Below are 14,940 nucleotides of genomic sequence, written 5' to 3' on the forward strand. Positions count from 1 at the left end.
TAACAATGGAAACTTCTGGAACGGCACAACACATTTAAGTGGTGTTTTAACTATTACTCCACCTCCGGCACCTGGAAATGATTTGTGTGCAAACGCATCGCCATTAACAGTAGGTGTGAATTTTGCGGCTAATCCAGTAAGTGGAACTATTTTTGGAGCAACAACAACTGCAGCATTATTACCAAGCTGTCAAGCAAACGCCGGTTTTGAAGTTTGGTACACGGTGGTGGTGCCGGCTTCGGGTAATTTGACCATTGAAACACAACAATCAGCTACTGGTTCAATGACTGATTCTGTTGTTACTGTATACACCGGTACTTGTGGTACTTTAACACAAGTAGGTTGTGATGATGATGCAGGATTAGGAAATATGTCACTAGTAAATGTAACTGGATTAACTCCCGGAGCAACAGTGTATGTTGCCGTTTGGAAATGGTCAACAACAGCACCAACAGCAACTACCGGTGGTTTCCAAGTTTCGGCTTATGATCCTGACTTAAGTTCGTCGGTATTTGATGAGGCTAATTTCAACTATTATCCAAATCCTGTTATAGATATTCTAAATGTTAGTTACTCGGATATGATTTCAACTGTTGAAGTATTTAATATGGTAGGTCAACAAGTAGTTACGAAAAAATTAAATTCGACTAACGGACAAATTGATATGTCTCAGTTACCAAGTGGTACTTATGTAATCAAAGTCTCCACCGATGAGGCTTCTAAAGTAATAAAGGTTATAAAAAGATAATTTTTAAAGTCTTTATTTTCAAAACCGCTTGTGAAAACAAGCGGTTTTGTGCTTATAAATAAAATTGAATTGATAAGTTATAAAATTAACACAGTTATTAGGAAATAATTAATATTTTTATACATAATTAAACAAACTATTTTTATGAAAAAAATTACATTATTAAACATGAAGAGATGGTACATGCTTTTTTTAGTGGCTTTTGTACCTTACTTATCGAATGGGCAATGCACAAATGCCATTGCTTATTTAACCGTTACGTCCAACAATACCGGACAGATACAACAAATTGGAACCTGCACTTTTGTTACTGAATACAATACTATTAACGGGTTAATAATTGGAGAAGATTATATTTTCACAGCTACAAATTCTGGTGATAAATATGTAACTATTACAACTACTGCAAATGCAGTAATCGCTCATGGTCCTTCGCCATTAGTGGTAACTGCTATTACAGCCACAAGTGTGCGTCTGCATGTTACAAATGACGCTACATGTTCAGGTGGCGGTGGTTGTCATACAACTACAGTGCAGTTTTTAGCAGATTGTCCGTCACCTATAGCATTAGGTATTACTAATTTAACTACAACTACTGCAACTGCAAACTGGACAGCAGTAGGACCCGGAACAGAGTGGGATTTAGAATACGGTCCAACTGGTTTTACCCAAGGAACAGGTACTTTAGTATCTGATTTAACCGCAACTACATATAATTTTGTAGGTTTGACTCCTGCAACCACCTATCAATTTTATGTTCGCTCCGAATGTGCTACTGAAGATAGTTTATGGAGTGTTCCTTTTTCATTTGCAACGAATTGTGTAACGGTTACTGCTTTCTCGGAAAATTTTGATTCAAGTCCTTCCGGTTTTAATACTGCTTTGCCAAATTGCTGGCTAAGAAGTGGTAGTCCATCTGATTGCTATCTTGAGAGTGGATCGATAGCACCGGCTTCTGCACCAAACCGTCTGTATATGTATGGTTTTACGGGTGCTTTTGGAGCAACGGTTACTTATGCTGCCATGCCAATTGTGTCAAATTTATCTGCAGGCACCCATCGTCTCCGATTTAGAGCCTTTGAAGGTTTTAATGCTGCAGGAGGAGTTATTGAAGTGGGCTATTTAACAAATGCTACTGATTTTTCAAGTTACCAATTGATAGCTACCGTGACGCTTGGAACAGGTACAGCTAACTCACAAGAATTTACAATTATTCCGGGAACTATACCTGCAACTGCAGTACGCTTAGTTTTTAAAAACAGTGGAGTTACTGATGGTTCTACTAATGCTTACATTGACGATGTTTCTTGGGAAGCAATTCCAACATGTTTAGAACCAAGTGCTTTGTTTGTATCCGAAATTACTTCCTCTTCTGCAACTATAGCTTGGGCTGCACCATCAACAGCACCTGCAAATGGATACCAATATTACTTATCAACATCCAGCACCAATCCAACTGCAGCAACTCCTGCAACAGGTGCGGTAGCAGCTGGAATTACTGAATTAGATTTAACAGCATTAACACCAGCTACTCAATACTACATCTGGATTCGTTCCGCTTGTTCTGCCACAGAGTTTGGTATTTGGGTGGGTTCTGCTACATTTACCACCTTATGTGTTCCGGTAACTTCGTACGTTGAAAACTTTGATTCGATTCCTAGTGGTTTTAACGCTGCAATGCCAACTTGTTGGAATGAAGGAGGTAATGCCAATGTTTATATCAATGGTTTTACACAATTACCAATGTCAGCTCCAAATAGTTTAGTAATGGAAGCGGATGCAGATGTAAATCCGCCAACTGAATCCATTGCAGCGATGCCAATTGTATCTAATTTAGCGGCAGGAACACACCGTTTACGTTTTAAAGCGTATAATAGTTTTGGAGCTGACCGTTTTCTTGAAATCGGTTATTTAACCAATGCGAGTGATTTTTCAACTTATCAATTCATAACATCGGTTGATTTACCTACCTCTTCAGTTAATGCACAACAGTTTATAGTTGTTCCGGGTGCTTTGCCTGCAACTGCGGTACGATTAGTGTTTAAAAATACCAGTATTCCCGGTGACTTTACGGTAATTTACATTGATGATGTCCGTTGGGAAGCCATCCCAACCTGTGTAGAGCCTATAGCTTTAACAACCTCTGGTGTTTTAGCAACAACTGCTACGATATCTTGGACAGCTCCCTCTCCAGCTCCGGCAAATGGTTATGAATATTATCTTTCTACAACGTCTACAGAACCAACGGGTTCAACAACACCATCCGGATCAGTAGGTGCTGGTATCACTACAGCCGCTATAAGCGGACTAACAGCTACAACGCAATATTTTGTTTGGGTTCGATCGGTGTGTAGTGCAACAGAAAAAAGTTTTTGGACAACAGCCATTACTTTTACAACACCTTGTGCAGCTTTCACTCCCGATTATCTGCAAGATTTTGCAACATGGGCTCCATTTCCAATAAATTCTCCTGCGTGCTGGAGTAGATTTGGAACCGGAACTTTGGTCACAGGTCCTACCGGGCCAGAAAATACCGGTCCGTGGGGCAACGATGGTTATTTAAACAATGGTTTTACAGGTGCTGCTCGAATCAATATTTATTCTACAGCTCCAACAGGTACAGGTTGGTTGGTGTCGCCGGTGTTTAATTTAACTGCAGGAGGTTACCAAGTGAAGTATAAAGTAGGTGCTACACAATACGCTAGCACAGGTCCGATTAGTTCGGGTCCAACGCCTACTTTTGGAACAGACGATTTCGTATATGTTTTGATGTCAATTGACGGTGGAGCAACTTGGACTAATTTAACTACCTATAATGCAGCTAATACACCTTCGCATTTAGGGACTACCGCTACATTTAATATACTTACCGTTACTTCAAATGCTGTGAAGTTTGCTTTTTATGGAACGAGTGGATCGGTATCTGAAGACCAGGATCTTGATTTCTTTATTGATGATTTCCAAATTCAAACCATTCCTACAGCTGCACCGGTTTGTTCGACAAATGTTACAGCCGTTCCGAATGCCAGTTGTGGTAATGAAGCAACTGCTTTGTCATGGAATGCTGCCGCAGGTGCGGATGGTTATAAGTTAACAATAGGCACAACACCGGGAGGTTCACAAATATTAAACAATCAAGTGATTGGCGGATTAACGTATTCGTACGTTGGGTCATTAAGTACAACTTATTATTACAGAGTAGTTCCATTCAACACTAATGGAGATGCAACAGGATGTGCAGAGCAATCATTTACAACTGCGGCAACAGGTTGTTACTGTCCGTCTGTTCCAACTTCTGTTGATAATGATGGAATTACAAGTGTGGTAGTGGGTACAACAAACTTTACAAACACACCTGTTTCCTATACAAACAATACTGCAACGCCAGTTAGTTTACAAAGAAATGTGAGTTCACCAGTTACCATCAATTTTGCTACCGGATATACCTATAATACGTATATATGGATTGATTTAAATGATAATTTCATTTTTGATGCGTCTGAATTATTATACACAGGTGTATCAGCACAGCCGAATCCATCCACCTTAAATGCAACTGTGGCTATACCTGCTGCTGCACCTTTAGGGGCACATAGAATGAGAATTGTTACGGCAGATTTTCTTCCTTCTCCAAATGCATGCTATAGTGGTTCTTATGGAGTAACAGTTGATTTTACAGTTAATGTTATTGAACAAGATTTAAGTGTAGGTGGTTTTGATAACGCAAGTTTCAACTATTATCCAAATCCCGTAACGGATGTGTTAACTGTGTCTTATAGTAACACCATTTCGGAAGTAGTTGTTTACAATCTATTAGGTCAACAAATGTTAACTGCTAAACCAAATGCAACACAAACGCAAGTGGATTTATCAGGTTTAACTGCTGGGACTTATATGGTAAAAGTAACTTCGGATGAAGTTACAAAAACAGTGAAAGTGGTTAAAAACTAAAATCATAAATTACATTTTTTATAAAACCGTCTGACTTTTCAGACGGTTTTTTTTAACAATTTATTTAAATTATGTTAATTTATTTTTTTAACAGTTTAAATTTAGTTTTTGAATTGACTTTTAAATGTAAATTCATATTTTTACCTTTTATTAACACATAATTAACCCTTATGAAAAAAATTACATTACTTTTATTTGCCTTGTTTTCATGTTGGCAGATAAGTGCTCAGGTGAGCTCGTATGCATTTAGTCAAACATCGGGAACGTATACTCCGATTACGGGAGGTACGGTGCTTGGGGTTGCAACAAATGATGACACCTCTTTTGCTGCCATTCCTATCGGCTTTTCTTTTGTTTACAATGGTGTAAGTTACACCCAAATTGGTGTACAAACAAATGGTTGGATTACTTTTGGTGGAGGTACTCTAACAAGCAGTTATAATCCGTTATCTACAGGTACAACTAACAATGTAGTTTCTGCTTTTGCAGGCGATTTGCAAGGAAATACTGCCGGTGAATTAAGTCATCAGCTGTCAGGTACTGCACCTAACCAGGTATTAACAATACAGTGGAAAGATTACAGACATTTTGCATCTACCGGCGACGTGTACAATTTTCAAATTAAATTGTATGAAACAACCAACGTAATTGATGTTGTGTACGGCTCATTTACACAAAATGCTACCAACAGAACTAGAGAAGTTGGTTTAAGGGGTGCTGCAAATACAGCATTTAACAATAGAACCACTACAACAAACTGGTCAGCTACCACTTCAGGTGCAGTTAATACTGCCAATTGTACGCTTACAACTGCAATCACTCCCAGCTCAGGTTTAACTTTTACATGGACACCACCAACGTGCCCGGGTTCAACAGGTTTAGTAACAACTAATATCACAACTACTACTGCAACTATTACATGGACAGAGCCTACTTCTATTCCTGCGAATGGTTATGAATATATTGTGTCAAGTTCGGCTGTAACTCCAACAGGTGCTGGAACAGCTTCCGCTACTAATTCAGCTGCTATTATAAGTTTGACTCAAAATACGTCTTATTTCGTTTTTGTTCGTTCTATTTGTGGAACAGATATTGGAACTTGGGTTCTAGTAGGAACCTTTAAAACGCTATGTGATGAAGTGACTGATTTTGTTCAAACATTTGACACTTTCACCACAGTGGGTGTAGGTATTTTACCTGATTGTTGGAGTAGATTAGGAACTTCTACTAGCGGAAATATTGTTGCGAGTAGTGTTGCTCCAATGTCAGCTCCTAATCGATTGCTTATAAGTGTTGGTACCACAACTACTGTGTTTTTAGTAATGCCTCCGGTATCAAATTTACAAGCAGCTACCCATCGTTTGCGTTTTAAAGCGTATGCTACTGCTATTGATAAAGTTTTGAATGTAGGTTATTTTACCAATCCTGCTGACTTGTCAACATTTGTACAATTGCAATCTTTTGCAATGCCAAGTACAGCAGCTACTACTGCTCAAGAATTTACTTTTATTCCTGCAGCTTTACCTGCAGGTGTGAATCAATTGGTGTTCACCACTCCAACAGGTGTGTTTACAACAATATATGTGGATGACGTGAAGTGGGAATTCAATTCTCCATGTGTAGAGCCTTCTCAATTAATCGCTAATTTTATTACCAATACCTCAGCACAATTGGCATGGGTTGCCGGTGCAGCTACTACTTGGGAAATTCAATATGGTGCACCTAATTTTTTCTTAGGGACAGGAACAATCGTTTCTCCGGTTTCAACAAATCCTTATGTATTATCAGGTTTAACACCAAATACTTCTTATCAGTATTATGTTAGAGGTATATGTGCAGGTCCAATAAATAGTTCTTGGGCAGGTCCGTTTTCATTTAGAACACAATGTGATGATGTAACAACGTTTGCCGAAAATTTTGATGCTCCAACGCAGTCAACCGTTTTTAACGGTCCGCTACCAAATTGTTGGACGAAAGGTTTAGTTGGTGCACCTACTTTATATGTTGCAACAGGAAGCGTTGCTCCTATGTCACCAAGCAATAGATTAGTAATGACTGCCACAGCTGCTGGAACTTTGCCAACTGAGGCGTATGCTATTTTACCTCCGGTTTCTAATTTACAAGCAAATACGCATAGACTTCGTTTTAAAGCATACGCTACAGTTGCTAACAGAACGGTGAGTGTGGGTTATATGACTGATGTTTCTAATACAGCATCGTTTGTAGAATTGCAGCAAATTACATTACCGGGTACCGCGGCAACCACTGCATTAGAGTTTATTGTGATTCCGGGTGCTTTGCCTGCAGGGGTAAAACATTTAGCGATTAGAAATAATGGATTTTTTGGAACTCCACTAGGTTCTACAACAGCTTATTTTGATGATTTCAGTTGGGAAGCAATTCCAACCTGTATTGAACCTTCTGGTTTAACTGCATCTTTAATTACAAATACAACTGCTGTGTTAGGCTGGACAGAAGCTTCCTCAGCTACTGCTTGGGAAATACAATATGGAGCACCTGGGTTTGCAATTGGTACAGGTACAATAGTTCCCGCACCTTCAAATCCATTTACATTAACTGCACTTACACCTAATACCAATTATGTGTATTATGTGCGTGCCGTGTGTTCAGTTACCGAGTCTAGTTTCTGGACGGGTCCATTTGCATTCAAAACACAATGTGATGATTTAACATCCTATTCAGAGAACTTTGATGCATTAGTATCAAACTTTAGTACCACTATGCCTGATTGTTGGAGTAGAGGATTGATTGGAACACCTAGTTTGTATGTTACTACCGGAAGTGTACTTCCCATGTCACCTGCCAACAGATTGTACATGTTTGTGAGCAGTACTACTACGCCTCCTTCTGAAGCTTATGCAATCTTACCTGCTGTATCCAATTTAAATGATGGAACTCACAGACTACGTTTCAAGGCTTTTGCTACACAAGTAGATCGATTTTTAGAATTGGGTTATTTAACAGATCCTTCCAATTTAAGTACTTTTGTTTACTTGACTGATTTTCAGGTTCCTGGAACTGCAATAGCTAGTACACAACAATTTATCTATGTGCCTCTAACAACTATTCCTGACGGAGTGAAACATTTAGCTATTAAAAACCCAGGTTTTCCGGGTAACTCTTCAACAATTTATATTGATGATGTAGCTTGGGAAGCAATTCCAACGTGTGTGGAGCCAACTGGTGTTTCTTTGGGAAGTGTTTTGGCTACGACAGCAACTTTAAACTGGACTGCAGCATCGCCTGCACCTGCTAATGGCTATGAGTATTATGTTGCAACAACATCTACCAATCCTATCGGAACTACTGTTCCAACAGGATCTGTGGGAGCGGGTATTACAACTGCAGCTTTAACAGCATTAACGCCATCTACACAATATTATGTTTGGGTTCGATCGGTATGCTCTGCATCTGATAAAAGTGCTTGGACTACCATTGTAACATTTACAACACCTTGTGCATCCTTTACACCGGCTTATATACAGCCTTTCACAACATGGGCTCCGTCTCCGGTAAGTTCTCCTGCTTGTTGGGAAAGATATGGTGCAGGTACGCAAGTAACGGGTCCAACAGGTGCTGTTAATTCTGGTTCATGGTTTCAAGATGGTTATTTGAATGTTGGAGCTACTGGAGCTGCTAAAATTAATATTTGGACTACAGGTGTTGTTGGATGGTTAGTATCACCAGTGTTCGATTTAACCACTGGCGGCTATCAAGTAAAATATAAAGTAGGTGCAACACAATTTGGAGGAACTGGTCCTATCACAGGAACGCCACCAACATTTGGTACCGATGACTTTGTATACGTTTTAATGTCTACAGATGGTGGAGCAACATGGACTAATTTAACGACTTATAATGCAGCTAACACACCTTCAAATTTAGGGGCAACAGCTACATTCAATATTCCAACGGTTACATCCAATGCTGTGAAGTTTGCATTCTACGGAACTAGTGGTTCTGCAAATGAGGGTCAAGATATAGATTTCTTTATTGATGATTTTGAAATTCAAACGATTCCTTTAGCTGCACCCGTTTGTTCTGCAACTGTTACAGCTGTGCCAAATGCATCTTGTGGTAATGAAGCTACTGTTATTTCTTGGAGTGCTTCTGCTGGTGCAGATGGTTATAAATTAACAATAGGTACTACAGCAGGAGGTTCTAATATCTTAAATAATCTAGTAGTTGGTGGGTTAACGTATTCGTATATTGGTAATTTAAATACTACTTATTATTATAAGGTTGTTCCATTTAATGCTAATGGTGATGCAACAGGTTGTGCAGAACAATCCTTTACAACTGCAGCAACTGGATGCTATTGCCCATCAGTGCCAACTAGTTTAGACGGTACCGGAATTACGAGTATTAATGTAGGAACTACAAATTTCACAAACTCAAACATAACGTATACTAATAATACAGCAACTCCTGTAAGTTTACAAAGAAATGTGAGTTCACCAGTTACGATTAATTTTGCGACCGGATTTACATATAATACGTATATATGGATTGATTTAAATGATAATTTCATTTTTGATGCAAGTGAATTATTGTACACGGGTGAATCAGCACAACCAAATCCATCAACTTTGAATGCATCTGTAGCTATACCTGCTACTGCACCTTTAGGGGCACACAGAATGAGGATTGTAACTGCAGATTTCCTTCCGGCACCAGATTCATGTTATAGCGGATCATGGGGTGTAACTGTTGATTTTACAGTAAATGTAATTGAAGAAGATTTAAGTGTAGGTGGTTTTGATAATGCAAGTTTCAAATACTATCCAAACCCTGTTACTGATATCTTAACAGTATCTTATAGCAGTTCAATTTCAGATGTGGTTATCTACAATCTATTAGGTCAGCAAGTAGTAAGTGTTAAACCAAATGCTACGCAAACGCAAGTGGATTTATCAGGATTAACTGCCGGAACCTATATGGTTAAAGTAACTTCTGATGAAGTAACAAAAACAGTGAAAGTGGTTAAAAACTAAGTTTTAAACTTCTTATATATTGAGAAACCGCCTGACTACTCAGGCGGTTTTTTTTATAACAGTTTGAATGTATTTTGTTAATTAACACATGAGATTTTAATTTTTTTTTTTTAAACATTATATTTAGAAACTATTTACAAATTAAACATTATGAAAAAAATTACACTAGTACTCGCTATGTTTTTGATTACCATTTCATCAATACATGCACAATTGTACACTGTTCCTAGTTGTAGTACGTTAGGAAGTACAACATATGGACCGATGTATAGTACATCTTCAGCAAATTCCACCAATCGAACCGCTGTTATTTATCCCTCCAGTCAATTGGGAACAATTGCCGGACAGGTAATCAATGGCATGTATTTTAATCGGTCAACTACAGGTGTAAGCATGGCTGGTACACCTAATTTTAAAATTTATATCAAAGAAACTACCGCAGTTGATTTTGGTGCTGGTGCGTTAGATTGGGCCACTGCTACAACTGGTACAACGTTGGTTTATGATTCTAACCCGGCTGCAATTGTAGGTTCTGATGCAGGATGGAAATTATTTCCATTGGCTACAAACTTCACGTACTCAGGTACGCAAAATTTAGCCGTATTCTTTGAGTATACTAATGCAACAGCTTCATCCGCATTGTCTTGGTTTTATGAGTATATTGCACCTTGCGTAAATACAGGTAATTCCAATACAACAAAGTATTCCAATAATACAACGGGTACCTTGCCAACCTCTTTGGCCTCTTCCGACTTCAGAAGACCTTTTATCGGTTTTGATTTTGTGGTGAGTTGCAACGCACCGCAGTCTGTTTCTTTAGCAAATATTACAATAAACTCTGCGGATGTTTCGTGGGTTGCACCAACTATCCTGCCTTCTAATGGTTACGAATATTATTTGTCAACTTCAAACACCGCTCCGCTACCGGCTACTGTTGCCACCGGAGTAGTTGCGACAGGGACATCCCTTTCTTTAACAGCATTAACTTCAAATACAAACTACTATTTATGGGTTCGTTCGGCTTGCGACGCTGGCGATAAAAGTATTTGGAAAGCTGCAACACCATTCAAAACATTATGTGAGACCGTAACAGATTTTGTTCAAAATTTTGATTCATCTCCTACGGGTACAGGTAATTTACCGGACTGTTGGAGCAAAGCTGGTACTTCTGCAAATGTGTACACAACTACTGGTGGAGTAGCACCCGGTTCTGCTCCTAATCGTTTGTACATGAATATTTCTGCGACAACAACAGCATTTGCCATTTTGCCTCCGGTTTCAAATTTACAAGCAAACACGCATCGGTTGAAATTTAAAGCATATGCCACCGCAGCAAATAAAACATTGAATGTTGGTTATTTTACAAATCCAACAGATGTAGCAACTTTTGTTTCGTTGCAGCAATTTGCAATGCCAAGTACAGCCGCTTCAACAGCTCAAGAGTTTACATTGGTACCAACAACTATCCCGGCTGGAGTAAGTCAGTTGGTATTTACACTTCCTTCCGGAAGTGCCACAACTGTTTATGTTGACGATGTGAAATGGGAATTTAATTCTTCCTGTATTGAGCCATCGCAATTGTCGGCTAGCCAAATCACTAATACAGGAGCTCAATTAGGATGGGTAAATGGTGGTCCGGAGACCGTTTGGGAAATCCAGTATGGCTTGCAAAATTTCCAACTTGGTTCAGGAACTATAGTATCAAATGTAACAGCAAATCCATATGTTCTTGCCGGATTATCGCCTAATACCAATTATCAATTTTATGTAAGAGGTGTTTGCACAGGTCCAATCAATAGTTCATGGGCAGGGCCTTTTACATTTAAAACACAATGTGATGATGTAACTGCTTATACTGAAAATTTTGATTCCTATGGCACAGGTACAAACGTTTTGCCGGATTGTTGGAGTAGAGGGGGAACATCAACTTCTACCTATATTACTACCGGCGGAGTAGCTCCCGGATCTGCCCCAAATAGATTGTATATGTTTGCCAGTGGAACTGCCACTCCTCCAACAGAAACCTATGCTATTTTGCCTTCTGTTTCAAATTTACAGGCCAATACGCATCGATTAAAGTTTAAAGGATATGCAACCATAGCTAATAGACCTTTAGAAGTAGGTTATTTAACAGACCCAAGCAATGTGGGTAGTTTTGTGTTTTTGCAGGAGATTATATTGCCGGGAACTACTGCAGCAACTGCTATTGAGTTTCAATTAATTCCGGGTGCTTTACCTGCAGGAATCAAGAATTTAGCAATAAAAAATCCCGGTTTTCCTGCTGGTTCAACTACTGCTTACTTAGATGATTTTGCATGGGAAGCAATTCCTACATGTGTCGAGACATCCGGTTTAACAGCCACTGCAGTTACCAACGTAAGTGCACAATTGGGGTGGATTGAAAACGGATCTGCTACCGCATGGGAAGTGCAATATGGTGCTCCCGGTTTTGTTTTGGGAACAGGAACAATTGTTGCTGCTAATACAAATCCATTTGTGCTAACAGGCTTAACACCGAATAGTAATTATACATTCTATATTCGTGCCTTATGTTCAGTAACAAGCAGCAGCCCGTGGACAGGTCCTGTAGCTTTTAAAACCCAATGTAACATGGTTACTGAGTTTACACAAGTTTTTGAAGGATTACCAACAGGAACTACCAGTCCAATGCCCGATTGTTGGAGCAAAGGTGGAGCAGGAAACACGTATATTACCACTGGTAGTGTGGCTCCAATGTCACCTGCCAACAGACTGTATATGTTTGCCAGTGGAACAGCAACACCTCCAACCGAGGCCTATGCTATTATGCCTGCGGTTTCAAATTTGCAAGCCAATACGCACCGTTTGAAATTTAAAGCGTATGCTTCCTTAGCGAATCGGTTTTTAGAGTTGGGTTATTTAACCAATCCATCAGATGTTTCTTCTTTTCAATTCATTCAGGAAGTCGCTTTACCCGGCACTACCGCCGCAACTGCTATAGAATTTACAATTATTCCGGGAGCACTTCCTGCTGGAGCCACCAATTTAGTATTAAAAAACCCAGGGTATCCGGGTAGTTCAACAACAGCCTACTTAGACGATTTTAAATGGGAAGCAATACCAACATGTATTGAACCTACAGCTATTGCAATTAACGCAATTACCAATCTAAGTGCTACATTAGCATGGACAGAAAGTGGCACTGCAACCGCTTGGGAAATTGAATATGGAGCACCTGGTTTTACACAAGGTACGGGTACGATTGTTGCCACTACTTCAAACCCTTTTGTGCTTACAGGTTTAACAGCTAATACAAATTATGTGTTTTATGTTCGTGCAGTTTGTTCAGCTTCAGATAGTAGTTATTGGACTGGACCCGTAGCATTCAAAACACTGTGTAACGATGCAACAGAATTCATTCAAGTTTTTGAAGGATTGCCAACAGGTTCCGCCAATCCAATGCCCGATTGTTGGGCTCGCTTAGGAACAGGAAGTACATATATTACTACAGGTTCTGTAGCTCCAATGTCACCTGCCAACAGATTATATATGTTTGCCAGCGGAACAGCAACGCCTCCAACACAAGTATTGGCGGTAATGCCTCCGGTTTCAAATTTGGGAGCTGCTACACATCAATTAAAATTCAAAGCATATTGTTCAACTGCCAATCGATTCATCCAATTAGGGTATTTGACAAATCCGGCAGATGCTTCTTCATTTGTTGTGTTAACAAGTTTTGATTTGCCTGCTACAGCGGCTACAACAGCTCTTGAATTTACCTATGCTCCGGCAGCTTTACCGGCAGGAGTTAAAAACTTAGCTTTTAGAAATGCACCTTTAGCAGGTGGTTCTGCCACTATTTATATAGACGATGTTTCTTGGAATGTAGTTCCGTCAAGTGCTCCGGTTTGTGCAACAAATATTGTAGCAACTCCAGACGCTACCTGCGGAAATTTTGCCACCACATTCGCTTGGGACGTAACTCCGGGAGCTGATGGTTACAAAATGACTATTGGAACTACTGCCGGTGGGTCTGATGTATTAAATAATGTAAACATAGGCTCTAATCCTTCGTATTCGTTTGCAGGAAATGCTAATACAACTTATTATTATACAATTGTTCCCTTTAATTTGGTAGGAGACGCAACCGGTTGTGTGGGGCAATCCTTTACAACTGCATTGACTGCTTGTGTTTGCACACCATTGTATACCACAGGCGTCGGTTCGAATGATATGATGTCAAATGTTGTTATTACCGGAACTACTTTGTCAAACAATACAGGGAATAGCACGACGGCTCCTTCATTCAATTATTACACAGGTCAGCCAAATTATACAGCCACACTTGTGGAAGGAACCTCCTATAATACTGCAATAACTGTAGGAAGTGGCGGCTCACAAGGGGTAGCAATTTGGATTGACCTAAATGATAATTTAACATTTGAACTTTCAGAACGCGTTGGTTTTACTGCAACTAATATTGCTGCAAGTGCAACCGGAACGGTCCAAATCTTAATACCGTGTAATGCTCCTGCAGGATTGCACAGAATGCGAGTGCGAAACGTATTTGCTACTGCAGGTAATACTATCGATCCATGTTCAAGTTACACCTATGGAGAAGCGGAAGATTACGATGTGACTATTGCAGAATTGGCTGTTCCAACCGGAGATGCCGTTCAAGCAATCACTGCCCCGACAGCCGCCGATGCTACCATTGAAGATTTAGTGGTTGTGGGAACGGGTATCAAATGGTTTGCTTCTGAAGCAGATGCTTTGGCGAATATCAACCAATTGCCGGTAGGTTCATTAATTACTGATGGAACAACGTATTATGCAGTGAGCTCAGCAGGTACGTGTAACAGTGCTGCTTTAGCAGTTACCGCTAATGTTACTTTGAGTGTAGGTGGTTTTGATAACGCAAGTTTCAACTACTATCCAAACCCCGTAACAGATGTATTAACTGTTTCTTACAGTAATGCTATTTCAGAAATTGTTGTTTACAACTTATTAGGTCAACAAGTGTTAATTGCCAAACCAAATGCTACACAAACGCAGGTGGATTTATCAGGTTTAAACACTGGAACTTATATGGTAAAAGTAACTTCGGATGAAGTAACCAAAACAGTTAAAGTGGTTAAAAACTAAGTTTTAAACTTCTTATAAATTGACAAACCGTCTGAGCAATCAGGCGGTTTTTTTTTTTTCAAACCCTCTAAGGGTTCCAAACCATTAGAGGGTTAACAGTTG

Annotated in this window: 4 protein-coding genes; all 4 read left to right on the forward strand. The window is 39.5% G+C overall.

All coding sequences use genetic code 11. The features are described from left to right. A partial coding sequence (locus tag ACIQ2S_RS00295) for a T9SS type A sorting domain-containing protein (RefSeq protein ID WP_396171987.1) occupies positions 1–748 on the forward strand: 748 nt, incomplete at its 5' end. A gap of 144 nt (positions 749–892) precedes the next feature. Continuing rightward, entirely contained in the window at positions 893–4,699 is a 3,807-nt protein-coding gene (locus tag ACIQ2S_RS00300; protein WP_396171990.1) for a fibronectin type III domain-containing protein, read from the forward strand. A gap of 170 nt (positions 4,700–4,869) precedes the next feature. Continuing rightward, positions 4,870–9,714, forward strand: a complete 4,845-nt coding sequence (locus ACIQ2S_RS00305; RefSeq protein WP_396171992.1) for a fibronectin type III domain-containing protein — start codon at positions 4,870–4,872, stop codon at positions 9,712–9,714. 150 nt (positions 9,715–9,864) lie between these two features. Beyond that, the gene (locus ACIQ2S_RS00310; RefSeq protein ID WP_396171994.1) at positions 9,865–14,838 is read left to right on the forward strand and encodes a fibronectin type III domain-containing protein; all 4,974 of its coding nucleotides are present in this window, start codon (positions 9,865–9,867) and stop codon (positions 14,836–14,838) included. Positions 14,839–14,940 lie beyond the last annotated feature (102 nt).

It is taken from the genome of Flavobacterium sp. (assembly GCF_044371705.1).
Taxonomy (GTDB): domain Bacteria; phylum Bacteroidota; class Bacteroidia; order Flavobacteriales; family Flavobacteriaceae; genus Flavobacterium.